At 70.1% G+C, this 22594-nt stretch carries 25 protein-coding genes and 2 tRNA genes; 18 read left to right on the top strand and 9 right to left on the bottom strand.

All coding sequences use genetic code 11. The features are described 5' to 3' along the window. Positions 1–50: 50 nt before the first annotated feature. A complete protein-coding gene (gene cimA, locus EXE58_RS01285; protein ID WP_135266209.1) occupies positions 51–1643 on the top strand; it encodes a citramalate synthase in 1593 nt (530 codons plus the stop codon). Between the two features lie 9 nt (positions 1644–1652). On the opposite strand, the gene EXE58_RS01280 is transcribed toward cimA, so the two are convergent. Beyond that, the gene (locus tag EXE58_RS01280) at positions 1653–2243 is read right to left on the bottom strand and encodes a TetR/AcrR family transcriptional regulator (protein ID WP_244242371.1); all 591 of its coding nucleotides are present in this window, start codon (positions 2241–2243) and stop codon (positions 1653–1655) included. A gap of 72 nt (positions 2244–2315) precedes the next feature. On the opposite strand from EXE58_RS01280, the gene EXE58_RS01275 reads away from it, so the two are divergent. Continuing rightward, positions 2316–2873: an NAD(P)H-dependent oxidoreductase gene (locus tag EXE58_RS01275; RefSeq protein ID WP_135266208.1), complete on the top strand. Its 558-nt coding sequence runs from the start codon at positions 2316–2318 to the stop codon at positions 2871–2873. A 32-nt stretch (positions 2874–2905) separates the two neighbouring features. After that, positions 2906–4303 (top strand): amidase, encoded by a 1398-nt coding sequence (locus tag EXE58_RS01270; RefSeq protein WP_135266207.1) that lies wholly within the window; start codon positions 2906–2908, stop codon positions 4301–4303. Positions 4304–4318: 15 nt separating this feature from the next. Here EXE58_RS01270 and EXE58_RS01265 read toward each other — a convergent pair whose 3' ends face one another. From EXE58_RS01265 to EXE58_RS01255, 3 genes are read right to left on the bottom strand one after another with little or no spacing between them, the layout of a single operon-like run. Beyond that, positions 4319–4939, bottom strand: a complete 621-nt coding sequence (locus EXE58_RS01265; protein WP_135266206.1) for an energy-coupling factor transporter transmembrane component T family protein — start codon at positions 4937–4939, stop codon at positions 4319–4321. After that, entirely contained in the window at positions 4936–5625 is a 690-nt protein-coding gene (locus EXE58_RS01260; RefSeq protein WP_135266205.1) for an energy-coupling factor ABC transporter ATP-binding protein, read from the bottom strand. Before EXE58_RS01260 ends, EXE58_RS01265 begins: the two co-directional genes overlap by 4 nt. Then, positions 5622–6230 carry a biotin transporter BioY gene (locus EXE58_RS01255; RefSeq protein WP_208544093.1) on the bottom strand — a complete coding sequence of 203 codons (609 nt, stop codon included), beginning with the start codon at positions 6228–6230 and terminating at the stop codon, positions 5622–5624. The genes EXE58_RS01260 and EXE58_RS01255 overlap by 4 nt, the downstream gene beginning before the upstream one ends. 123 nt (positions 6231–6353) lie before the next feature. Here EXE58_RS01255 and EXE58_RS01250 point away from each other — a divergent pair, with 123 nt between their 5' ends. Genes EXE58_RS01250 through EXE58_RS01240 form a run of 4 tightly spaced genes read left to right on the top strand, consistent with a single transcriptional unit; the run spans position 6354 to position 8952 of the window. Then, the gene (locus tag EXE58_RS01250; protein ID WP_135266203.1) at positions 6354–6905 is read left to right on the top strand and encodes a TetR family transcriptional regulator; all 552 of its coding nucleotides are present in this window, start codon (positions 6354–6356) and stop codon (positions 6903–6905) included. Positions 6906–6933: 28 nt separating this feature from the next. After that, on the top strand, positions 6934–7575 hold the full coding sequence (locus tag EXE58_RS19350; RefSeq protein WP_167288603.1) for a sulfotransferase family protein: 642 nt from the start codon (positions 6934–6936) through the stop codon (positions 7573–7575). Between the two features lie 10 nt (positions 7576–7585). Continuing rightward, positions 7586–8122, top strand: a complete 537-nt coding sequence (locus EXE58_RS19345) for a ribonuclease FAU-1 family protein (RefSeq protein WP_167288601.1) — start codon at positions 7586–7588, stop codon at positions 8120–8122. Next, the gene (locus EXE58_RS01240) at positions 8101–8952 is read left to right on the top strand and encodes a phosphotransferase family protein (protein WP_244242370.1); all 852 of its coding nucleotides are present in this window, start codon (positions 8101–8103) and stop codon (positions 8950–8952) included. The genes EXE58_RS19345 and EXE58_RS01240 overlap by 22 nt, the downstream gene beginning before the upstream one ends. Here EXE58_RS01240 and EXE58_RS01235 read toward each other — a convergent pair. After that, positions 8942–10414, bottom strand: coding sequence for a hypothetical protein (locus EXE58_RS01235; RefSeq protein WP_135266202.1), 1473 nt, complete (start codon positions 10412–10414; stop codon positions 8942–8944). The genes EXE58_RS01240 and EXE58_RS01235 overlap by 11 nt on opposite strands. A 143-nt stretch (positions 10415–10557) precedes the next feature. On the opposite strand from EXE58_RS01235, the gene EXE58_RS01230 reads away from it, so the two are divergent. Then, the gene (locus EXE58_RS01230) at positions 10558–11124 is read left to right on the top strand and encodes a DUF305 domain-containing protein (RefSeq protein WP_244242369.1); all 567 of its coding nucleotides are present in this window, start codon (positions 10558–10560) and stop codon (positions 11122–11124) included. 15 nt (positions 11125–11139) lie between these two features. Here EXE58_RS01230 and EXE58_RS01225 read toward each other — a convergent pair whose 3' ends face one another. Further along, entirely contained in the window at positions 11140–12027 is an 888-nt protein-coding gene (locus tag EXE58_RS01225; RefSeq protein WP_135266201.1) for a 3-methyladenine DNA glycosylase, read from the bottom strand. 32 nt (positions 12028–12059) lie between these two features. On the opposite strand from EXE58_RS01225, the gene EXE58_RS01220 reads away from it, so the two are divergent. The 5 genes from EXE58_RS01220 to EXE58_RS01200 all read left to right on the top strand — a co-directional run bounded on the left by EXE58_RS01220 (position 12060) and on the right by EXE58_RS01200 (position 15650). Then, positions 12060–12872, top strand: a complete 813-nt coding sequence (locus EXE58_RS01220) for a fumarylacetoacetate hydrolase family protein (RefSeq protein ID WP_135266200.1) — start codon at positions 12060–12062, stop codon at positions 12870–12872. Beyond that, positions 12869–14350, top strand: a complete 1482-nt coding sequence (gene gltX, locus EXE58_RS01215; protein ID WP_135266199.1) for a glutamate--tRNA ligase — start codon at positions 12869–12871, stop codon at positions 14348–14350. The genes EXE58_RS01220 and gltX overlap by 4 nt, the downstream gene beginning before the upstream one ends. Continuing rightward, complete coding sequence (locus EXE58_RS01210) at positions 14350–15336, top strand: CPBP family intramembrane glutamic endopeptidase (protein ID WP_135266198.1); 987 nt, start codon at positions 14350–14352, stop codon at positions 15334–15336. Before gltX ends, EXE58_RS01210 begins: the two co-directional genes overlap by 1 nt. A 75-nt stretch (positions 15337–15411) precedes the next feature. Continuing rightward, positions 15412–15483 (top strand) — tRNA-Gln (locus EXE58_RS01205). A gap of 94 nt (positions 15484–15577) precedes the next feature. Continuing rightward, positions 15578–15650 (top strand) — tRNA-Glu (locus tag EXE58_RS01200). A gap of 97 nt (positions 15651–15747) precedes the next feature. Here EXE58_RS01200 and EXE58_RS01195 read toward each other — a convergent pair. Both EXE58_RS01195 and EXE58_RS01190 read right to left on the bottom strand, forming a co-directional pair. Continuing rightward, entirely contained in the window at positions 15748–16431 is a 684-nt protein-coding gene (locus EXE58_RS01195; RefSeq protein WP_135266197.1) for a response regulator, read from the bottom strand. Then, positions 16428–17510 (bottom strand): sensor histidine kinase, encoded by a 1083-nt coding sequence (locus tag EXE58_RS01190; protein WP_208544092.1) that lies wholly within the window; start codon positions 17508–17510, stop codon positions 16428–16430. The genes EXE58_RS01195 and EXE58_RS01190 overlap by 4 nt, the downstream gene beginning before the upstream one ends. 156 nt (positions 17511–17666) lie before the next feature. Here EXE58_RS01190 and EXE58_RS20240 point away from each other — a divergent pair, with 156 nt between their 5' ends. Genes EXE58_RS20240 through EXE58_RS01170 form a run of 5 tightly spaced genes read left to right on the top strand, consistent with a single transcriptional unit; the run spans position 17667 to position 21774 of the window. Continuing rightward, complete coding sequence (locus EXE58_RS20240) at positions 17667–17801, top strand: hypothetical protein (RefSeq protein WP_279638255.1); 135 nt, start codon at positions 17667–17669, stop codon at positions 17799–17801. Then, the gene (locus tag EXE58_RS01185; protein WP_135266195.1) at positions 17798–19168 is read left to right on the top strand and encodes a TrkH family potassium uptake protein; all 1371 of its coding nucleotides are present in this window, start codon (positions 17798–17800) and stop codon (positions 19166–19168) included. The genes EXE58_RS20240 and EXE58_RS01185 overlap by 4 nt, the downstream gene beginning before the upstream one ends. After that, positions 19161–19826 carry a potassium channel family protein gene (locus EXE58_RS01180; RefSeq protein WP_135266194.1) on the top strand — a complete coding sequence of 222 codons (666 nt, stop codon included), beginning with the start codon at positions 19161–19163 and terminating at the stop codon, positions 19824–19826. The genes EXE58_RS01185 and EXE58_RS01180 overlap by 8 nt, the downstream gene beginning before the upstream one ends. A 51-nt stretch (positions 19827–19877) precedes the next feature. Then, complete coding sequence (locus EXE58_RS01175; protein ID WP_135266193.1) at positions 19878–21062, top strand: zinc-dependent alcohol dehydrogenase; 1185 nt, start codon at positions 19878–19880, stop codon at positions 21060–21062. Position 21063: 1 nt separating this feature from the next. Further along, positions 21064–21774, top strand: a complete 711-nt coding sequence (locus tag EXE58_RS01170) for a phosphodiesterase (RefSeq protein WP_135266192.1) — start codon at positions 21064–21066, stop codon at positions 21772–21774. Here EXE58_RS01170 and EXE58_RS01165 read toward each other — a convergent pair. After that, complete coding sequence (locus tag EXE58_RS01165; protein ID WP_135266191.1) at positions 21702–22586, bottom strand: MerR family transcriptional regulator; 885 nt, start codon at positions 22584–22586, stop codon at positions 21702–21704. The genes EXE58_RS01170 and EXE58_RS01165 overlap by 73 nt on opposite strands. Positions 22587–22594 lie beyond the last annotated feature (8 nt).

Raw genomic sequence — 22594 nt, 5'->3', positions numbered from 1 at the left:
TTTTTTCTTGCCACGACCAGTGTGTGCCCCGGATTCGAGAGAGAAGATCGATGGACCTGCAGGGCGACTTCCACGTCTACGACACCACGCTGCGCGACGGTGCCCAGCAGGAGGGGCTCAACCTCTCGGTCGCCGACAAGCTGACGATCGCGCGCCAGCTCGACTCGCTGGGTGTGGGCTTCATCGAGGGCGGCTGGCCCGGCGCCAACCCCAAGGACACCGAGCTCTTCCGCCGCGCAGCCACCGAGCTGGACCTTCGGCACGCCCGGCTGGCAGCCTTCGGCTCCACCCGCAGGCCCGGCGTCGTGGCCGCCGACGACCCCCAGGTGGCTGCGTTGCGCGAGAGCGGTGCTTCTGTCGTCACCCTCGTCGCCAAGTCGCACGACCGGCACGTCGAGCTCGCGCTGCGGACCACGCTGGAGGAGAACCTCGCGATGGTCCGTGACACGGTGGCGCACCTGCGCGCGGAGGGTCGCACGGTCTTCGTGGACGCCGAGCACTTCTTCGACGGCTACCGCGCCAACCGCGACTACGCGCTGGAGGTCCTGCGCGTCGCCGCCGAGGCCGGCGCCGAGGTCGTCGCCCTGTGCGACACCAACGGCGGGATGCTGCCCGACTGGGTCTCCGAGGTCGTGCACGACGTGATCGGGTCCACGGGTGCCCGGGTCGGCATCCACGCCCACAACGACAGCGGCTGCGCGGTCGCCAACTCGCTGGCGGCCGTCAACGCCGGGGCCACCCACGTCCAGGGCTGCATCAACGGCTACGGCGAGCGCACCGGCAACGCCGACCTCGTCACCGTGGTCGCCAACCTCGAGCTCAAGCTCGACCGGCGCGTGCTCCCGCAGGGGCTGCTCCGCGACGCGACCCGTGTCGCCCACGCGGTCGCCGATGTCACGAACTTCCCGCCCGCGTCCCGCCAGCCCTACGTCGGCTCGTCGGCGTTCGCGCACAAGGCAGGCCTGCACGCCAGCGCCATCAAGGTCGACCCCAACCTCTACCAGCACCTGGACCCGGCCGAGGTCGGCAACGACATGCGGCTCCTCGTCTCCGACATGGCCGGCCGGGCGTCCATCGAGCTGAAGGGCCGCGAGCTCGGCTTCGACCTCTCGGGCGATCGTGAGCTGCTCACCCGGGTCACCGAGCGGGTCAAGGCGCTCGAGCAGCGTGGCTACACCTTCGAGGCGGCCGACGCGTCCTTCGAGCTGCTGCTGGCGGAGGAGGTCGAAGGCGCCCGCCCCAGCTACTTCGACGTCGAGTCCTGGCGGGTCATCACCGAGACCCTCGAGCACAGGCGGGTGGACGAGGAGGCGGTGTCGGAGGCCACGGTCAAGCTCCGGGCCGCAGGGGTGCGCTATGTCGTGACGGGGGAGGGCAACGGGCCGGTCAACGCCCTCGACGCGGCCCTGCGCGAGGCGATCGGCCAGGCCTTCCCCGAGGTCGCCAAGTTCGAGCTGATCGACTACAAGGTCCGCATCCTCGACCAGGGCCACGGCACCGACGCCATCACCCGCGTGCTCATCGAGACGACGGACGGCGAGTCCTCGTGGGTGACGGTCGGTGTCGGCCACAACGTCATCGAGGCCTCGTGGGGTGCGCTCGTCGACGGGCTCACCTTCGGGCTCCGGCGCCACCACCGCTGAGCGTGCCGCTCAGCCCGTCACGACCCGACGCACGAGGTCGTCCCACCCGGCCTCGATCCGTGCCAGCTCCATCTGCTCCGTGACGGTCTGCTGCTCCAGGATCGGGGCCTCCAGGGGCGCGAGCAGTGCCGTCGCCAACAGAGCCAGGTCTCCGCGGACGCCGAGCTCCCCGAGCAGGTAGCGCACGTGCATGGCAGCGAAGGAGACGGCCGCGTAGGAGCGGGCGCCGGCATGCCCGGCGGCCCGGATGAGCCGCCCGTGCTGGAGGTTGGTCCTCAGCCGGGAGTGGCCGAAGGCCAGCAGACGCTCCATGGCAGGTGCCCCGGGTCCGAGTGGAGGCGGCCCGGAGAGGACGGCCCGTTGCCAAGCCGTCTCCGAGCGGTTCAGGACGGCCGCCATCAGCCCTTCGCGGCTCTCGAACCGCCGGAACACCGTGCCCTTGCCGACCCCGGCCTCGTGCGCCACGGCATCCATGGTCACGTGGTCGATCCCGTGCCTGTCGATGAGCCTCTCGGCCGCGGCCAGGAGCAGCTCCCGGTTGCGCGCGGCGTCCGCGCGCTCGCGGGGCGGCTCGTCTGCGCGGGGAAGCTCGATGGGCACGCCCGCGATCCTAGGGAGAGAAGACTTGTCCGGCACCGGAATAGAAACGGACCGTGGTCCGTTTTGTACTCCATGACATCTGAGAAGCAGACCCGCGTCGTCGTCCTCCTCGGCAGCCTGCGCGCCAGCTCGTTGAACCGGCGCATCGCCGAGACCCTCCGGACCGAGGCGCCTGAGGGCGTCGTCGTCGAGATCGCCGAGGGTCTCGGTGAGGTCCCGTTCTACAACGAGGAGCTCGACGGCACCGAGATCCCTGCCGCTGCTGCCAGGCTCCGGGACACCGTCGCGACCGCCGACGCCGTCCTTGCGGTGACACCTGAGTACAACGGCACCATGCCCGCCGTCCTCAACAACGCCATCGACTGGCTCTCCCGGCCCTACGGCCAGGGCGCCATCGTCGGCAAGCCGTTCGCGGCGGTCGGCGCCACGCCTACGCCGTACGGCGGCAAGTGGTCCCACGAGCACGCCCGCCACTCCGCCACGATCGCCGGCGCGCGGGTCGTCGAGGACATCGTCGTGAGCGAGCCTGCCGTCGACGGTGACCCGCTCGAGGACCCCGCCGCCGTTGCCCGGCTGGTCGGCGCCCTGCGCTCGCTCGTCGAGCACCAGGCAGCCTCGACCGCGGCCTGAGCCCACTGCCGGGTCGGAGTACGGTCGCGCCTGTGACCGACCTCCACGACCTGACGGCCCTCGAGCAGGGTGGCCTCGTCCGCAGCGGCGAGGTCACCCCGCTCGACCTGGTCGACCACTACCTCCAGCGCGTCGACGACGTCGGCGCGTTCGTCACCGCCACGCCTGAGCTCGCACGGGTCCACGCGAGCCGCCTCCGGGACGCCGGGCGGCCCGACGGCGCCGGTCCGCTCTGGGGAGTGCCGACGGCGGTGAAGGACCTGCACCCCACCGCGGGCGTGCGCACGACCTTCGGCTCGGCGGCCTACGCCGACCACGTGCCCGACTTCTCCGACAACGTGGTGCTCTCCCTGGAGGCTGCCGGGATGCCCAGCCTGGGCAAGACCAGCACCCCCGAGTTCGGCTCGCCCTGCTACACCGAGCCCGACGTCGCGCCGCCCACGGTGACCCCGTGGGACCGCACTCGGACAGCAGGCGGGTCCTCGGGCGGTGCCGCGGCCGCCGTGGCCGCCGGCCTGATCCCGGTCGCACCCGGTTCCGACGGCGGCGGGTCGATCCGCATCCCTGCCTCGTGCTGCGGGCTCGTCGGCCTCAAGCCGACCCGGGGGCGCATCAGCGGCGCCCCGATGTACGGCGACCCGGTCGGCCTCTCGACCGCAGGCACCCTCGGTCGCACCGTGCGCGACGCAGCGGCGCTCCTCGACGTGCTGGCCGGCCGTCGCGTCGGCGATCCGTCGTGGGCGCCGCAGCCGCAGGAGTCGTTCCTGGCCTCGTGCGACCACGAGCCGGGTCGTCTACGGATCGCGCGGTTCGTCGCCCCGGTCATCGCCGAGGTCGAGGTGGACGACGAGTGCGTCACTGCCTGGGAGGACGCCTCGACGTTGCTCGCCGGGCTCGGCCACGACGTCGAGGACGTGCCGGTCCCGCTGCCGCCCGGGGCGGTCCCGGTCTTCGAGACCTGCTGGGCGGTCCTCACCGCGCTCTCGGCAGCACCCGGGGGCCGCGAGCACCTGCTGCGCCCGCTCACCCGCTGGCTGACCGAGCGCGGCCGGGCCGTGAGCGGCCCGGAGTTCGGCCTGGCGATCGGCGCGATGCGCAGGTTCGCGGCCGACGCCCTCGCCGCGCTGGCGCCGTACGACGCCGTCCTGACGCCGACGCTCGCCTCGCCCCCGCTCCCCGTCGGGGCGATGCGCGACGACGCCGACCCGGCGGCGGACTTCGAGGCGCAGAAGCGCTTCACCCCGTGGACCAGCGCGTGGAACGTCACGGGGATGCCAGCGGTCTCGCTGCCGACGCACTGGACGGCCGATGGGCTGCCAGTCGGCGTCATGCTCGCGGCGCGGCCTGCGGAGGAGGGCCTGCTCCTCGCCCTGTCAGCGCAGGTGGAGGCGGTGGCGGCGTGGTCGTCGTGGCGTCCGCCCTGCTGGTGACGCGGGCCGGACGGCTCAGTCGTCCCCGAGGCCGCGCGCGTGCAGGGCGTCGCCGGTCTCGCGCGCATGGGCCACCACGCGGATCACCAACGGGGTCAGCCGAGCCCGGGGATCGCGTTCCAGACCTCGAGCGATCGCGGCGTCCCGGGTCTCCTCGGCGATGGCCAGTGTGGTCGGGATGGAGCGCAGCAGCAGCGAGAAGGCGAGCGCGACCTGCTCGGCGTCGACGCCGAGACGACTGAACGGGCGCAGGGCTCGGACCACGGCGTCCAAGATTTCGTCGACCGGCGTTGCGACAGTGACTGCCGTGGCGAGCAGCACGAGGCCCAGCAGGTCAGCGACCACCTCGACTGCCCGGGGCCAGCCGTTCTGCCACACGTGGAAGGCGCCCAGCACGCTGACTGTCAGGAGCAGGAACCGCAGGCCCGAGAAGGTCGTGCGCAGTCCTGCTCCGGACGATGCGAGCACGCCGAGTGCCACCACCAGTCCGACCAGCGCAGGCCACGGGCCGCGTACCAGGACGACGACCAGCCCGGCCAGGAACAGCCCGGCAAGCTTGGCGCCCGCGGGGAGCCGGTGCAGCCAGGTGTTGCCGGGCACGTGCGCCCCGAGCAGCGCAGTTGCTGCCCGGGTCACGCTGTGGCCCGGTAGTGGTCGACGACGTTCTGCGCGTCCCCGTCGTGCTGCACGCGCCCGTCCGCGACCAGGATCGCTCGGTCGCACCGCGCAGCGAGGTCCAGGTCGTGGGTCACCAGCACGAGCTGTTGGGGGAGCGACAGCAACAGGTCGCCGATGCGTCGCGAGTTGGAGAGGTCGAGCAGCGTGGTCGGTTCGTCTGCGACGAGGATTTCGGGGCCAGTTGCCAGCACGCCGGCAAGAGCCAACATCTGGCGCTCTCCTCCGGAGAGGCCGTGCACGCTGCGGGGCCCGAAGCCCGCGAGACCGAAGTCGGACAGCACGGCCTCCGCTGCTGCCAAGCGGGCAGACTTGTGGGGGTGGGTGCGTCTCAACGAGAGCGCCACGTCCTCGGCTGCGGTGGGCATGACCAGCTGGGAGGCGGGATCGGTGAACACGAAACCGACCTTCCGCCGCACTTGTCTCCCGTCCCGCATCGTGTCCAGACCGTCGACGACGACGCGGCCGGAGGTCGGCTCGACGAGGCCGTTGAGCAACCTGGCCAGCGTCGACTTGCCGGAGCCGTTGGCTCCGATCAGGGCTACTCGGTGCTCGGTGATGCGCAGCGTCGTCTCGAAGAGGATCGTCCGGTCGCCCTCTGCTGTCGGGACCCGGACGCTGGCCGCCTCGACGCTGATCGTGCTCACGAGGCGAGCGCGCCCTCCGACTCGGATGCGTCGCGGTGGACGCGGCCCAGGAGGTCCGGGAACGCGCGGTGCACTGCGGTGGCAACCACGGCCATCGCCACGTTCTTGAGCACGTCGCCGATCCAGAAGACCTTGTCGACGTTGAACGCCTCGCTCCAGCTCAGATCGGCCCGCAGCACCAGACCAGCCATGCCGCAGGTGTGGATGAAGACTGCCGAGCTGAAGAGACCGGCGGCGAAGATCAGTGGTGCGCTGGACAGGGTGCGGCGCGGGAAGCTCTGCACGAGCAGGCCGCAGAGCCCGGCCGCAAACGGGAAACCGACCAAGTAGCCGGCCGACGGGCCGGTCAGGACCGCCAGCCCGGAGGCGCCCCCGGAGAAGATCGGGAGCCCCGCCGCCCCGGCCACGACGTACAACAGGACGGCGAGGAATCCGCGACGAGCGCCGAGCAGCGCCCCGGAGAGCAGGACAGCGAAGGTCTGCAACGTCACCGGCACGGGACCCGTGACGTTGATCGCCGGAAGCAGCGCACAGACAGCTGTAAGTGCTGCGAAGGCGGCGATGAGGGCGATGTCGGTGCTGTTGCGACGGGGGCTGACGTTCACGGGTCCTCGATTCGTGGGTGGCGCCAAGCGGGTTGTCCCACTCACGGCGACCTGAACGGTGTTCAGGTGAACAGCGTTCAGGTTAGGGTGGGTGTCGAGCATCGGTCAACTGAGGGGGAGGGTGTGGGACATCACCGCGACGACGTGCTCGCGCACGCCGTGGAGCTCCTCGACACCCACGGCCTCGGCGCCCTGACGATGCGCCGGCTCGGCACGGAGCTGGGCGTGCAGCCGAGCGCCATCTACCACCACTTCGCCAACAAGCAGACCCTGCTGGCGGCCGTGGCCGACGAGATCCTTGCGTCCCGGCCGGCAGCCACCGCGTCCTCCTGGCCGGACCGGGTGCGCGAGACCTGCGCCGGGCTGCGCACGGCCATGCTCGACTGCACCGACGGAGCCGACGTCGTCGCAACGGTGTGGGCCTTCGGGCTCGGCGCGCACGGGCCCGCCGACGAGCTGGTCGCCGTACTCGTGGAGGCAGGTGCCGACGACGAGCTCGCAGCCGTCGCGAGCCGGACCCTCCTGCACTACGTGTTCGGCCACGCCTTCGAGGAGCAGACCGCGCGTCAGGCGATCGCGGCCGGGGCGGTCGACCGCACCCTCGACAGCCTCCCCGACTTCGACCTCGGGCTCGAGCTGGTCATCGACGGACTCAGGTCCCGGTTGTCGGCGTGAGGGTGGGGCGGCCGATATGGTCAGGCTCGTGATCGCGTCCCATGCCCACCGCTTCGTCTTCCTCAAGACCCGGAAGACCGCCGGAACGAGCGTGGAGATCGCCTTGTCGAGGGTCTGCGGGCCCGACGACATCATCACCGAGATCAGCCCTGAGGACGAGGCGCTGCGCCAGGAGCGCGGCGGCCGTGCCCCCCAGAACTTCTCCTCCCCGCCACTGCCGCGCAAGGCCTACAACCACATGGGCGCCAAGGCTGCGCGCGAGGTCGTCGGCCCCGACGTGTGGCGCGACTACTTCACCTTCGCCATCGAGCGGAACCCCTGGGACGCGGTGGTCTCCCTCTACTTCTGGAAGTACAAGGACCTCCCCGAGCTCCCCGACTTCGAGCACTACGTCAACCAGATCTGGATCGAGCAGCTGGCCAACAACCGCAGGATGTACCGCATCCGCGGCGAGCTGGCCCTCGACCGGGTGCTGCGCTACGAGAGCCTCGACGCCGAGCTCCAGGAGGTCTGGGACCAGCTCTCCCTGCCCGGCAGCCCCGACCTTCCGCGCGCCAAGGGCCAGGCGCGCCCGGCCGGTCACTACCGCGACCTCTACACGCCGGCCTCGCGTGATCGTGTCGCCGACGTCTTCGCCGACACGATCGAGACCTTCGGCTACGAGTTCTGAGGCAGGGCTCGTGACTCGTGTGTTCGAGCCGGGCGAGGTCATCTCGCGACGCGAGGTGCTGCACGGACGCCTCTGGTTGGAGCACCCGGTCACGGTCGTCTCCGACGACGGCGAGATCCTCGCCACCCGACTCGACCCCGGGTCGGTCTTCACCTTCCCTGCCCACCCGTTCGGGCCGCACCCCTGGCGTGCGCACACTGCCTGGGGGAGCAGCATCGTCCTGCACCTGAGCCGGGCCGACACTGCCTACGGGGTGTGGAAGTTCTTCGACACCGACGGACAGTTCCGTCATTGGTACGTCAACTTCGAGCCCCCGTGCGTGCGCGTTCCCGGCGGCTACGAGACCGGCGACCATGGTCTCGACCTGATCGTCCACCCTGGCGGACGCCGCGAGTGGAAGGACGTCGAGGACCTCCACCACCAGCGGGAGCAGGGCCGGATCTCGCTGGAGACGGTCGGTGAGGTGCTGGCCGCTGCGGCCGAGGTCACCGAGCTGCTCCATCGTGAGGACCGTTGGTGGTCGCCGTGGGACACCTGGACTCCGTGACGGCAGTGACGCCGAGGCAGCGGGCGCTCCTGGAGGAGTGGCTGCCAGGCGCGGAGGTCGTCGCGGACCTCAGCTGGGGACTGGCGGGCACGACGGTCCTCCACGTCCGCCGTGGTGAGGAGTCGTACGTCGTCAAGGCGGGCGGCGACTCCGACCACCACATCGCGCGAGAGCTGCGAGCCCACCGCGAGTGGCTGCGACCCTGGACCGAGATCGATCGAGCGCCGGTGCTCGTCCACGCCGACGACGAGGCCAAGCTGCTGGTCACGCGCTTCCTGCCGGGTGAGCTCGTCGAGGGCCACCCCAGCGAGGGCGAGCCGTGGGCGTACCGAGAAGCCGGTCACCTGCTCGCGGTCTTCCACGCCCAGCTTGCCGTCGAGGACGCGACCTACGAGGCCCGGGCCAACGAGAAGACGCTGGCGTGGCTCAGCAAGCCGCATCGCATCGATGCCCACACCGAGGCGCGCCTGCGCGACGGGGTGACTTCCTGGCCGACGCCGCCGGCGACGTTGGTTCCCACCCACGGTGACTGGCAGCCGCGCAACTGGCTCGTTCACGAGGGTGTCGTGAGCGTCATCGACTTCGGGCGGGCAGACCTGCGACCGGCGTGGACCGACTTCTCGCGGCTGGCGGCCCGGCAGTTCCTGGCGGACCGCGCGCTGGAGGAGGCCTTCCTCGAGGGCTACGGCGACGACCCACGCGATCCGGACGCGTGGCGGCGCGAGCGCATCCGCGAGGCCGTCGCGACCGCCGTCTGGGCGCACCAGGTGGGCGACGAAGCCTTCGAGGAGCAAGGTCACCGCATGATCGCGGACGCCCTCACCGACTGAGGACGACGCTGGGTCCGACGTAGATGTCGCAGCCGGGTGGTGCGTTGAGGATGAGGTCGGCGGCGTGGTGGTCGAGGCGATGGGTGCCGGTGGGGTCGACGAGGTAGCAGAGCCCGTGGGGTGTCTGCCAGAGGTGTCGACCGGGTCCGGCTTGTCGGACGCGGTAGCCGCCGTGGGTCTTCCAGCGGTGGTGTCGGCGGCGGAGGGGGCCGGAGTTGTGAGGTCCGGTCTGGCCAGGAGGTCCGCCGGTGTCGGTGGGGGTGAACGGGCGGGCGTGGTCGAAGTCGACGCTGGCCCGGGTGGCTGTTCTGGGGGCGTAGGGGAAGACGTCGCCGCCGGTGGAGGTCCAGACGTGGTCCTTGAGGGACTCGGGGTGCTCGTAGGCATCGACCCGGCGGCGGATCCGGTGGTCGAGGACCGGCTTCATCGTCACGTCGGCGTGGCCGAGGAGCTCGCTGAGTGCCTGGACGAGCATCGGGCCCTGGGCCTCGACCCGGGCGATGCCGGCCTGCTGCAGGAGGCTGGTGTCTGTGAGGTGCACGAACACCACACCGCGTCCCCGCAGGCAGGCCAGCTGGCGTGTCGACATGGACGCCAGCCGGTCCACGGTCTGCACCAGGTGGGCGGGTGCCCACACGGGGTGCTCGCTTGTCTGGGTCGGCTCGGTGTGGTCGAGGAGGAGCTTGAGCAGGTCGGCGGGGCGAGCCAGCCACCCGAACGCCAGGGACCGCAGCTCGTCCCGGTTGTGGTCGTGGCCGTGCTGGGCGGCCAGGATGTCAGCGACGCGGTCGACCATCGCGTCGATCCAGGCGGCGTCGCCGGCCGTGGTCCTGGCGATGACGCACCGGAAGCCGTTCTCATCAGCCCGTGACAGGGTGACGTAGCGGCGGTGCCGCTCACGCTCACGCTCCATCGCGTGGGTCTCGGGATCGGCCTGCATCACCTTGGCCGCGGTGATCTCGAAGACCGTCGAAGGCGCGTGGCCGGTGATCGCAGCCGCGACAGCCCGGTCCACCACACGGATGTGCTCGAGGGCGAGCCGGCGGGTCAGGACCGCGACCCGGCGACCCACCCACGCATCACATGCGCCGGCGCGGACCTTGGCCCAGGTGAGTGGGAGGCGATGCTGGAGGTCCAGGACATCGGCGACCATCGCCCGGGTGCGCAGCGTGTGCTCGCCGCGAGCCATCGCCAGCTCGGGCAGCGCGTACTCCCGCACCGCTGGGGTGCCCTCGCCACCCGGGCTGACCATCGGGTCCCGCCGACCGCCCTCGACCGGCAGCGGATGACCATGTCGCACCACCCACTCGATTGCCACCTCGAGCTCGGCCACCTCGGCGAGACGCCGGGCCACCACGCCTGCAGCCGCGGCCTCGAGGAGCTCCCGGTTGTCCACCAAGGAGCCGACCGGCGTCGCGCCCACGGTGTCCGTGGGGGCCGCGACGAGGTGAGTGGTGGTCATGACCCATTCTCTCTCGAACGCATGTTCGAAGGCAAGCCCTTTGCCGACCTTGTTGAGCTGCAGTGCTCAGCCCGCGGCGGCGTGTGGCAGGCCGTCGATGGGTTACCACCCAAGGTGTCGTACCCGACGGAAGGACTGAAGTGATGCAGCACGACGCGGACAACCAGCACTCGAGCGGCGGCACGTCCGGCTCGCACGAGCGGAAGATGTACCTCCGCTTCGGCGCCATGATCGCGACCTCCACCGCCGTCATGTATGCGCTCACCTACACGAACCTCTTCGCCTTCGAGCATGCACGGTGGAGCGAGGAACGTGCCTACATGGCGATCCTCATGGGCTCGGCGATGGCGATCATCATGCTGGGGTTCATGTGGGGCTCGATGTACAAGAACGTCAAGGTCAACCTCGCGATCCTCGCCGCGGCGGTGGTCGTCGGCGGCAGCGCGCTCGCCCTCTCCCAGAGCCAGGTCCTGGTGGGCGACGTGGCCTACATGAAGGGCATGATCCCGCACCACTCCATCGCGATCTTGACGAGCGAGCGCGCGGACATCGACGACGTTCGGGTCCAGAAGCTCGCTGAGGACATCAGCAAGGCCCAGGTCAAGGAGATCAAGGAGATGGACTGGCTGATCGACGACATCGCGTCGAACGGCAAGGCCACCAGCGATGAGGAGGCCGGCGACCGACCGGTCCCCGACTTCTCGAAGTGAGATCCGGGTCGCGGGTCAGGACGGCTGACTGATCCGGAGCAGCAACCGCTCGCACTGCTCGATGAGCGCCTGCCGCAGGGGGGCGCCGCGCTCGGCGAACCCGCGCTGCGCCTCGGCGTACTCTCGCTTGCCCTCCGGCGTCTCGATCCGCACCGGGTCCAAGCCGAGGTCGGCGAGGTCGTAGGGAGCCGCGCGCATGTCGAGCACCCTGATGTCGCGGGCGAGCTCGAAGCAGTCTGCGACCAGGTCGCTGGGCACCATCGGGGTGAGGCGGAAGGCGTGCTTGTAGAGGTCCATCCCGGCGTGCAGACACCCAGGCTGCTCGTACGACGCCCGGTCGTCGCGGCCGGGCTGCAGGAGGTTGAGCTCCCGGGCCGGCTCGGTGAAGAACCGGAACGCGTCGAAGTGGGAGCACGCGACGCGGTGCGTCTCGACCACCTCGTCGGTGCCGGAGGAACCCAGGCGCAGGGGCCAGGCGTTGTGGCGCAGCTGGTCGGGGGACTGGCGGTACACCATCGCCCACTCGTGCAGCCCGAAGCACCCGAGCTGTGGCGCGCGACCGGCCGTGGCGGTCAGCAGCTGGTGCAGCTGCTCGACCAGGGGCCGCTGCGAGGCGACGTACGACGTCGCGACCGTCGCCGAGCTGCCGACCCGCTCATATCCCTTGAGGTCGGCGTGCTCGGGAGCATCCTGCAGCTCGACCCCGAAGCCAGGGTGCCAGCGTCGGAGCTGGGCGGGCCGCTGGGAGTAGTAGGTGAAGAGGAAGTCGTGCACCGGGTGCTTCACGCGGTCGGCACGACGAGCCAGGTGCGGCTCGATGAAGACGTCGACGCGGGCAGCGTGCGCCTCGGCCTGCGCCTGCCACTCCTCGCGCGAGAGCGTGGTCGGCCCGTGCACCCTCATGGCAGCCAAGGGTAGGTCGATAGGCTCACCTGGTGCGCATCGCGAGATTCACCACCGGCGACGAGCCCCAGTACGGCGTGGTCACGGGCGAGGTCGACGAGTTCGGCCAGCCCGCCGACGACTCGGTCGTCGTCGCGCTGGCTGGAGACCCGCTCTACGTCGGCATCAAGCTGCTCGAGCAGGAGCACCGCCTCGCCGACGTGCGCCTGCTCGCCCCCATCATCCCGCGCAGCAAGGTCGTCGGCATCGGGCGCAACTACGCCGCCCACGCTGCCGAGATGGGCCACGACCTGCCGACCGAGCCGTTGATGTTCCTCAAGCCCAACACCACCGTCGTCGGGCCCGGTGACCCGATCTTCTACCCCCCGCAGACCAGCGACCTCCACTACGAGGGCGAGCTCGCGGTCGTGATCGGCCGGATCTGCCGTGACGTGCCGGTCGAGCAGGCCACCGACGTGATCTTCGGCTACACGATCGCCAACGACGTGACGGCTCGTGACCTGCAGAAGTCCGACGTGCAGTTCACCCGCGCCAAGGGCTTCGACTCGTTCTGTCCTCTCGGACCGTGGATCGAGACCGATCTCGACCCCCAGGCCTTCGTCGACGGACGGCAGGTCCAGACGTTCCTCAACGGCGACGTCGTCCAGGACGGCTCGACGGCCGACATGGTCTTCGACGTGCCGACCCTGGTCGCCCACGTCTCCAGCGTGATGACGTTGCTGCCCGGCGACGTGATCCTCACCGGCACCCCCGAGGGTGTCGGCCCCATGCAGGTCGGTGACGAGGTCGAGATCTCGATCGCCGGCATCGGTTCCCTGACCAACAAGGTGAGCAAGAGAAATTGAGCACTGCGCCGAGCACGCCCGTCCGCGTCCGCTTCTGTCCGTCCCCGACCGGTTCCCCGCACGTCGGGTTCGCCCGGGCCGCCCTCTACAACTGGGTGTTCGCGCGCAAGCACGGCGGCACCTTCGTGTTCCGCATCGAGGACACCGACAAGGAGCGCAGCACCGCCGAGTCGTTCAACGCGATGGTGGAGACCATGCAGTGGCTGGGCCTCGACTGGGACGAGGGGCCGGGCAAGGGCGGTCCCCACGGCCCCTACCTGCAGTCCGAGCGCACGGACCTCTACCTCGAGGTGCTCGGCCGGCTGCGTGAGTCGTCCTACACCTACGACTGCTTCTGCACCAACGACGAGGTGACCGCTCGCCGCAAGGCGGCCGGGTCGAAGGTCCAGGGGTACGACGGCTTCTGCCGCGACCTCTCCGATGACCAGCGCGCCGCCTTCGAGGCGGAGGGCCGGTCGTCGGTGGTGCGGTTCAGGATGCCCGACGGCTCCGTCACCTGGAACGACCTCGTCCGGGGCGAGGTCACGTTCGAGACCGAGTTCGTCCCCGACTTCGCCCTGTGCCGAGCCAACGGAGACCCGCTCTACACGCTGGTCAACCCGGTCGACGACGCAGCGATGCACATCACCCACGTGCTGCGTGGCGAGGACCTGCTCTCCTCGACTCCCCGCCAGATCCCGCTGCACCGCGCGCTCGTGGAACTGGGCATCTCCGAGGGGGTGCCGGAGTTCGGGCACCTTCCGCTGATCATGGGGGAGGGCAACAAGAAGCTCTCCAAGCGCGACCCGCAGGCCCACCTGTTCATGTACCGCGACGCCGGCTTCCTCCCCGAGGGGCTGCTCAACTACCTCGCGCTGCTGGGCTGGGCGATCGCCGCCGACCGCGACATCTTCACCCTCGACGAGATGGTCGATGCCTTCGACATCGCCGACGTCAACCCCAACCCGGCCCGCTTCGACCTCAAGAAGGCCGAGGCGATCAACGCCGCCCACCTGCGCCTGCTGTCCGTCGAGGACATCACACACCGGGTGCTGCCGTTCCTCAAGGCGAGCGGTGTGGTCTCCGACCCCGTGAGCGACGCCGACGCCCAGCTGCTCGAGCTGGCGATGCCCCTGGTGGCCGAGCGGATCGGCAACCTCACCGAGGCGGTCGACATGCTGGGCTTCCTCTTCGTCGACGAGGCCGAGTTCACCCGCACCGACGAGCTCGACGGCCCCGGCCGCGACGTCGTCAAGGCGGCGTACGACGCCCTCTCGGCGCTCGACACCTGGAGCACTGCCGCGATCGAGGAGGCGTTGCGCGCCGCGCTGGTCGACAAGCTCGGGCTCAAGCCCCGCCTGGCCTTCGGTCCCGTGCGCATCGCGGTGTCCGGGCGCAAGGTCAGCCCGCCGCTGTTCGAGTCGATGGAGCTGCTGGGCCGCGACCGCTCCATGGCGCGGCTGCACGACGCCATGTTCGACGCCGACCCGGACGAGTGATGCCCCCGCTTAGGACCCAACCGCTCGACCCAGGGTTCCGCCCGCTCTACCACCAGCTGCACCGCGTCGGGAGGCCCGGCATCTGGCGTTCCCTGCTGGGAATCCTCACGATCGCGGCGATGATGATGCTGGTGGTGCCTGCCGTCGCCGGGCTGGTGATGTTCGCGGTGCTCATGGCCTCGGGCCAGTCGGTGGACCAGGCCACCGCGACCCTCGACATCACCCGTGAGGTCACCCCGATGGGCCTGGCCCTGGTCAACGTGGTGATCGCGCTGGCGATCCCCGTCGTGTGGCTGGTGACATGGCTGTTCCACCGGTTGAAGCCGCGCTGGATCTCCTCGGTCGCCCCGCGGCTGCGCTGGGGCTACCTGCTGGCCTGCGTGGGCCTGTCAATCGTCGCGCTGCTCGCCAGCTTCGGCGTGGCTCTCCTCCTGCCGACCACGCCCGGGGAGGCGCCGCTGGGGGAGATCAACCAGTTCACCGACCGGACACGGGCCTTCCTGCTCGTCATCGTCCTGCTCACGCCCCTGCAGGCAGCGGGGGAGGAGTACGTCTTCCGCGGCTACTTCACCCAGGCCTTCGGGTCGCTGGTGGCCGGTGAAGCGGTCTCCAAGGCACTCGCGGTGCTGTGTCCGGCGCTGCTGTTCGCACTGGCCCACGGTGCCCAGGACGTGCCGGTCTTCCTCGACCGCTTCGCCTTCGGTGTGGTGGCCGGGATCCTCGTGCTCGTGACGGGTGGGCTGGAGGCCGGGATCGCGATGCACGTCCTCAACAACTTCTTCGCCTTCGGCCTGGCGCTGGCCTTCGGCGACATGACCGAGACGCTCAACGCGACCGTCGCGAGCAACTGGTGGATGATCCTGACGACGCTGACCCAGTCCCTGGTCTACCTCGGCCTGGCGGTGCTGGTCGCTCGGGCGATGGGCCTGGTCGATCGTGGACCTGCGGTGGGGAGCGTTTTGGAGACGTCGCCGGCTCGCGTGTAGTCTTCGGGCCGCGGTTCCTTCACCGGGCCGCGTGGTCATCAGATGGGTCGCCCAGCGATCTGACTGATACCCCCTTGGGGTATGGTGTAATTGGCAACACGGCTGGTTCTGGTCCAGTTGTTCTAGGTTCGAGTCCTAGTACCCCAGCGAGATCGTCATCACCGATGATGATTTTGAGCGGAACCTCGGCTTCGGTTAGAGTTCCACTCGCTTCCCCGCCGCAAGGCGGAGGAGCAGGCAAGCCCCCGTCGTCTAGCGGCCTAGGACGTCGCCCTCTCACGGCGGTAACGCCGGTTCAAATCCGGTCGGGGGTACAAACGCCAGACTTGCGGCCCGCCCGGCCTCGCCGGGCGGGCCGCAGTCGTATTCATGGCGACTCGCCCCTGGGATCGGTGTAGGCGTCTCCGACGCTCACACCTGGAGTCGGTAGCCGAGTCCTGGCTCGGTCACGAAGTGCCGGGGCCGCGCTGGATCCACCTCGAGCTTGCGACGAAGCTGTGCCATGTAGAGCCGCAAGTTGCCCTGCGCGGTCTCGTAGCCGGGACCCCAGACAGCGCTGAGGAGGTCGGCCTGGCTCAGCAGGCGACCCGGGGACTCCAGGAAGGCTTCCAGGAGACGCCATTCGGTCGGCGTCAGGTGCTCCTCGTGCCTCATGCCGTCTCGGGCGACGGTGACGCGTTTGGCGACGACGTCGATCTCAGCGGCGCCGAAGCAGAAAGGGTCGATCTCGTCGGGTCCGGTTCGCCGCGACATCGCGCGCAGGCGCGCCAGGAGCTCGTCCATCCCGAAAGGCTTGGTGACGTAGTCGTCGGCGCCGGCGTCGAGGGCGTCGACCTTGTCTGCGCTGTCGGTGCGCCCGGACAGCACGAGGATCGGCGCCTGGCTGATGGCACGCAGCTGGGCGATGACCTGAATTCCATCGAGGTCGGGCAGACCGAGGTCGAGCACGACGATGTCAGGCTCTGTGCCGCCGGCCCGCGCAAGTGCATCTTCGCCGTCCGACGCGGTGTCGATGTCGTAGCCGCTGGCGCGCAGCGTGATGGCCAAGGTCTCGCGGATGCCGGGCTCGTCATCGACGATCAGGACTCGGGTCATGCGGGGGACTCCTTGCCCGCTGCCTCGAGGTCGAGCACCATCGTGAGGCCGTCTGCTGTCGAGTCCTTCGGCACGAGGGTGCCGCCCATCGCTTCGGTGAGCCCTCGGGCGAGCGCGAGTCCCAGCCCGAGACCGGTGCCTGCGTCGGTGTCGCCGAGGCGCTGGAAGGGAGCGAACACTCGCTCGCGGTCCTCGACCGGAATGCCGGGGCCGCGGTCGGCCACCTGGATCAGGACCCGTCCGGCGTCGGCCTGGGCGATGACGGTCGGTGGCATGCCCGCGGGGGAGAATCTCTGTGCGTTGGTGATGAGGTTCGCGAGCACCCGCTCCAGCAGCACGGGGTCGGCCAGGACGGGCGGAAGATGCTCGTCGATGTCCAGGATCACGCCGCGGGGCTCGACGCCGATGTCGTCCAGCGCACCGGACAAGACGTCGTCCACGGAGACGGCTTGGCGACGCAGGCTCAGCGCGCCGGTCTGGAGGCGACTGAGATCGAGCAGGTCCTCCAGGAGCCCGGCGAGCCGGTCCAGTGCGTGGTCTGCGCGGACCAGCAGTGCGTGCCGATCCTCGGCCGTGAGGTCGACGGCGGTGCTGCGGAGCCCGGAGACGCCGGCCTTCGCCACGGCGAGGGGGGTGCGGAGGTCGTGGCCGACCGCGGCGAGGATCGCGGTGCGCAGGTGTGCGGCTGCTGCGTTCGTCTCGGCGCGCGCCGCGGATTCGGCCGCCTGCTGGGTGCGCCGCGCAGCAAGGTCGACGGCCCAGCTGACCAGGACGGCCACGAGCACGAAGGTCACCACACTGACGACGTTCTCGGGGTCGGCGATCGACCAGTGGTGATACGGCGGGACGAAGAAGAAGTTGATGGCCACCGACCCGGCCAGTCCGGCCACGATCGCCGGGCCACGGCCACCGAGCAGCGCGATGACGACAGTGAGCAGGAGAAACGTGGGCATCGTGGTGGCCAGGGCCAACGAGTCACGGAACGGCACCAGAGCGAGCGTGAGGCCCGGGATCGCGCACGCAGCCAGCAGGTAGCCCCGCCGTCGGCGGGAGGGGCTGAGGCTGCTGGTTCCGAGCACGACCCAAGTGTGCCGTCCCATCGCGTGGTCGTCCGCCATCGGTGTTAGGAGTTCGTTAGGACCGGCACAGTGCACGATCGCGCCACCTTGAATGGAGGCGCGCCCCGGGTCCATCCCGGCTGCGGAGCCACGTGGGGACACCAGAAGGGAGCGTCGATGACCGAGGTTCTCATTGTCATCGGCGCGCTGCTGGTCTTCTGCATCCTCACGTTCGGCGCGGCGTGGCTCATGGCTGGCTGGGTGGGTGAGACACCGCTCTGGTGGCGCCGCAAGAGGAGCAACCACAGATGAGGGCCCGCCGCGACGTCCTCGCTGAGGGCAGGGCCAGACGTGCCTGGCTGCGTCATCCGGCGCAGCTCGTGGTTGCGGGTTTCCTCGTCGCGATCCTGGCCGGCACGCTGTTGCTGATGCTCCCTCTTGCCCGTAGCGGGCCCGGCGGTACGGGCTTCCTCACCGCCCTCTTCCATGCCACCAGTGCCGTGTGCGTGACCGGCCTCGTCACCGTGGACACGCCGGTCTACTGGTCGACTTTCGGCGAGGTGCTCATCCTGGCCCTGATCCAGGTCGGTGGATTCGGGATCATGACGCTGGCCTCGTTGCTTGCGATGCTGGTGTGGCGCCGGCTCGGTCTGCGCTCGCGGATGACCGCAGCGGTCGAGACGAAGGCGATCGGCATCGGCGAGGTCCGCACCGTGATCCGCGGGGTCCTGGTGATCACCGTTGTCATCGAGCTCCTCACCGCCACGTTGCTCACGTTCCGATTCGCCCTGGCGTACGACGAGGGCTGGGGGCGGGCGGCCTACCTGGGCGTGTTCCACGCGGTGTCGGCGTTCAACAACGCCGGCTTCGCGCTCTACAGCGACAGCCTGATCGGTTTCGTCGATGACCCGTGGGTGTGCCTGCCCATCGCGCTCGCGGTGATCGCCGGTGGCCTCGGGTTCCCGGTATGGCTCGAGCTCATCCGCCACGGGGCCGTGTGGCGGGCCTGGAGCCTGCACACCACGATGACGGTGTCCACGACGGTCGTGCTGCTCGTCGTCGGCACCGTGTTCGTCACTGCGAACGAGTGGGGCAACCCCGGCACCCTGGGCTCGCTGGACACCCCGGGTCGCATACTCGCCGGCTTCTTTCACTCCGTCATGCCCCGCACCGCCGGATTCAACGCCATCGACTACGCCCAGGCACGCGACGGCACCCTGCTCGGCACCAGTGCGCTGATGTTCATCGGCGGCGGCTCGGCCGGGACCGCTGGTGGCATCAAGATCACGACCTTCGTGCTGTTGTTCTGGGTGATCTGGGCCGAAGCGCGTGGCGAGCGCGACGTCGAGGTGCACGGACGACGCATCGATGACCGGGCCATCCGTCAGGCACTCACCGTCGCGCTGCTCGGTGTGGGTGCCGTCATGACGGCGACTCTCGCTCTCGTCGAGATGACCGACCACGCCCTCGACCTCGTCCTCTTCGAGGCCGTGTCGGCGTTCGCCACCGTGGGACTCTCCGCCGGCATCACCGACGACCTTCCAGCTGCCGGGCAGCTCATCCTCATCGGTCTGATGTTCCTCGGTCGCCTCGGTCCGATCACTCTCGTCTCCGCCCTCGCGCTGCGAGAGCGCGGCAGGCTCTACCGACTCCCGGAAGGACGGCCCCTCATTGGGTAAGCACCGCACGAACGGAGTCGTCGTGATCGGCCTGGGCCGCTTCGGGCGCTCCCTCGCACTGGAACTCGTCGCGCAGGGTGAGGAGGTCCTCGGCATCGATGGCGACCCCAAGATCGTCGCCGCCCTCGCTGGCAGGCTCACCCATGTGGTCGAGGCCGACTCCACCAACGAGGACGCGATGCGCCAGCTCTCGGTCGGAGAGTTCTCCCGGGCAGTGATCGGCGTGGGCACCAACCTCGAGGTCAGCATCCTGTCCGCATCGATCGCTCTCGAGCTCGGCGTCCAGAACGTCTGGGCCAAGGCGATCAGCGCGTCCCACGCCAAGATCCTCGAAAAGCTCGGCGTCCACCACGTCGTCCGCCCCGAGCACGACATGGGCAAGCGGGTCGCGCACCTCGTGCGCGGCGAGGAGATCCTCGACTACATCGAGTTCGACGAGGGCTACGCCTTCGCCAAGTCGCCGGCTCCGCGGGCCCTGCACGGCCGCAGCCTCCAGGGATACGGCGTCCGCCAGGAGTTCGGGATCACCGTCGTCGCAGTGAAACGTCTCGGTCAGACCTTCGCGTACGCCACACCCGAGAGCGTCATCCGTGAAGGCGACCAGGTTGTGGTGTCCGGACCGGCGGACAAGGTCGAGGCCTTCTGCAACCTTCGCTGACCCCGGACGACCGCTCGTATTCATGGCTGCCGGGTGGGTACCGCGCTCCCCATGAAGGCACTGACCTGGCACGGCAAGCGCGACGTCCGAGTGGAGGAAGTGCCCGATCCACGGATCGAGGAGCCGACCGACGCGATCATCAAGGTCACCTCGACCGCGATCTGTGGTTCGGACCTCCACCTCTATGAAGTGCTCGGACCCTTCCTCACCCCGGGCGACATCCTCGGGCACGAGACCATGGGCATCGTCGAGGAGGTGGGCAGCGGCGTCGAGAACCTCCAGCCGGGTGACCGCGTGGTGGTGCCGTTCAACATCTCCTGCGGCTCCTGCTTCATGTGCGACCGCGGACTCTTCGCGCAGTGCGAGACCACGCAGGTGCGCGAGCTGGGCAAGGGTGCGCGCCTGTTCGGCTACACCTCCCTCTACGGAGCCGTCCCCGGCGGCCAGGCGGAGTACCTCCGCGTCCCCCAGGCGCACTTCGGCCCGATCAAGGTGCCCGAGGAGCACCCCGACGAGCGCTGGCTCTTCCTCTCCGACATCCTTCCGACCGCGTGGCAGGCCGTGGAGTACGCCGACGTCGAGCCCGGCGGCACACTCGCGGTCCTCGGTCTCGGACCCGTCGGACAGCTCGCGGTGCGCTGTGCCCGCGCCATGGACGTGGAGCGTGTCATCGGCGTCGACCCCGTCCCCGAGAGGCGGGCTCTGGCAGCCAAGTACGGCGCCGAGGTCCTCGACCCGGCCGACGTGGGTGACGTCGCCGAGGCCCTCATCGAGATGACGAGCGGTCGCGGACCGGAGGGCGTGGTCGACGCCGTCGGGATGGAGGCGCACGGCTCGCCGGTCGCAAAGGTCGCCCAGAGCGCGGTCGGGCTGCTCCCTGACGCCGTCGCCAGGCCGTTGACCGACAAGATGGCCATCGATCGCCTGTCGGTGCTCCGCGCGGCGCTCAAGGGAGTGCGGCGGGGCGGCACGGTCTCGATCAGCGGGGTCTACGGAGGCGAGGTCGATCCGCTGCCGCTGATGGAGATGTTCGACCGCGGCATCCAGGTCCGGATGGGCCAGTGCCACGTCAAGAGATGGATCGACGAGCTGATGCCCCACGTCCAGGACGAGGCCGACCCCCTCGGCACCCAGGACCTGACCACCCACAGGGTTCCGCTCTCGGAGGCGCCGCGGATGTACGAGCTGTTCCAGAAGAAGGAGGACGGCTGCATCAAGGTCGTCCTCGAGCCCTGACATGGCTGCGCACCCTCTCTCGCGCGCAGCGGGCGCGCTGCCCGGCGCCGCACTGGCGGCAGCCGCCGGGGTGACTGGAGCCCTGCGCCGCGACAAGGCGCTGCACCCCCAGGGGCGGCTGGGCGCCGGCACCCTGCAGATCACCAGGCCCGACCCCACCCTCGGCCCTCCGGTGCTCGCGGGCGTCGGGGACCATCCGTGCGAGCTGCGGTGGTCGCGTGCGATGGGTCTCCCCACGAGCTGGCCCGACATCGAGGGCCTCGCCCTCCGCCTGCCGGGCCTCGGCGTGCAGGGCGATGCCGACCTGCTGTTCGCCAGCACGGGCGAGCACGCGTGGTCGCGCTACCTGCTCACGCTGCGGCCGCCTCGGGTGTACGGCGTGCTGACGACCTTGCTGCCCGTCCGAGCCGCAGGTGGTCCCCTGACGTTCCGTCTGGTCCCGGGGAGCGGAGCAGGCGGTGAGGTCCCGCCGGCGTCGTACGACCTCGAGGTCGCGCGAGGCACCGGCTCCTGGCACGCGGTAGGCCGCATCGACGCAGAGTGGTCCGAGGTCGACACGACCGAGCGCTACGACCCGGTCACCCACGCCCTGGCCGGGACCGAGCAGTACCCGCTGGTCTCGGCGATGCGCGAACCGGCCTACGTCGCGGCCCGCTTGGCTGCCAGGCTCCCCAGACGTTCGGCGAGCAGGACAGCAGCCGGTCCCACCTGATGGCCGAGGCGCAGGCACTCGGGCGGGGCCGAGTCCTGGGCGCTGCCACCCACGGCCACGATCGTGCCGGGTCGTGCCGCCGAGATCGCGGAGACAACCTGGTAGAGCGCGTCGACATCGGCGTCGTCCGACAGGGCCAGCACCGCGCAGGCGACCGGCCGCGCGGCCACGGCTGCCTGCCACGCACTCACGGGGACGTCGGCGCCGAGATAGGTCGTGGCCAGGCCGAGTCGGCGCGCAGCAGTCGCGAACGACAGGAGGCCGAGCTCGTGCCGTGATCCGGGGGGCAGACCCACCACGACGTTGGGTGTGGAGGCACCGAGGACGTTGCCCCCCGCGGCGTCGTAGGACGCGGACAGCCGACGAGCAATGCTGTAGGAGACGAGGTGCTCCCCGGCCACGCTCACCCGGCCCGCCTCCCAGGCGCTGCCGAGGTCCTGCAACGAGGGCATCAGCCACCCGTCGACCGCGGACTCGAACGAAGCCGTGCTGAACCTCTCGTCGAGGAGGGCAGTCAGGCTGGCCACGTCGTAGGACTCCGCCATCGCCACGAGCGACTGGTCGGAGGGGCGCGGCACTCTCTCGACGGGAGCCGCCGCACGACGGAGGGCCTCCTCCGCCGCGGCTCGCACCGACCATCCCTCTGTGATCAGGGCCTGCATGATGCTGAGCTCGCGCACGGCGTGCTCGTCGTAGAGCCGGTAGCCGGAGTCGGTCCGTTGCGGCGACCCGATCCCGTAGCGACGCTCCCAGGACCTCAACGTCGAGACGCTCACGCCGACCTGCTCGGCGGCACGCTTGATGGTGTACATCGTTCGCG

Source organism: Nocardioides seonyuensis (assembly GCF_004683965.1).
Lineage (GTDB): Bacteria > Actinomycetota > Actinomycetes > Propionibacteriales > Nocardioidaceae > Nocardioides > Nocardioides seonyuensis.
Note: the sequence above shows the minus strand (reverse complement) of the source record. Positions and strands in the feature narration are given on the sequence as shown.

Coding starts and splice junctions, on each gene's coding strand:
- EXE58_RS01170 (WP_135266192.1), top strand. CDS start 21,064: ATGGCTGCGCACCCTCTCTCGCGCGCAGCGGGCGCGCTGCCCGGCGCC.
- EXE58_RS01230 (WP_244242369.1), top strand. CDS start 10,558: ATGCAGCACGACGCGGACAACCAGCACTCGAGCGGCGGCACGTCCGGC.
- EXE58_RS01195 (WP_135266197.1), bottom strand. CDS start 16,431: ATGACCCGAGTCCTGATCGTCGATGACGAGCCCGGCATCCGCGAGACC.
- EXE58_RS01275 (WP_135266208.1), top strand. CDS start 2,316: ATGACATCTGAGAAGCAGACCCGCGTCGTCGTCCTCCTCGGCAGCCTG.
- EXE58_RS01185 (WP_135266195.1), top strand. CDS start 17,798: ATGAGGGCCCGCCGCGACGTCCTCGCTGAGGGCAGGGCCAGACGTGCC.
- EXE58_RS01235 (WP_135266202.1), bottom strand. CDS start 10,414: ATGACCACCACTCACCTCGTCGCGGCCCCCACGGACACCGTGGGCGCG.
- EXE58_RS01165 (WP_135266191.1), bottom strand. CDS start 22,586: ATGTACACCATCAAGCGTGCCGCCGAGCAGGTCGGCGTGAGCGTCTCG.
- EXE58_RS01225 (WP_135266201.1), bottom strand. CDS start 12,027: ATGAGGGTGCACGGGCCGACCACGCTCTCGCGCGAGGAGTGGCAGGCG.
- EXE58_RS01175 (WP_135266193.1), top strand. CDS start 19,878: ATGAAGGCACTGACCTGGCACGGCAAGCGCGACGTCCGAGTGGAGGAA.
- EXE58_RS01210 (WP_135266198.1), top strand. CDS start 14,350: ATGCCCCCGCTTAGGACCCAACCGCTCGACCCAGGGTTCCGCCCGCTC.
- cimA (WP_135266209.1), top strand. CDS start 51: ATGGACCTGCAGGGCGACTTCCACGTCTACGACACCACGCTGCGCGAC.
- EXE58_RS20240 (WP_279638255.1), top strand. CDS start 17,667: ATGACCGAGGTTCTCATTGTCATCGGCGCGCTGCTGGTCTTCTGCATC.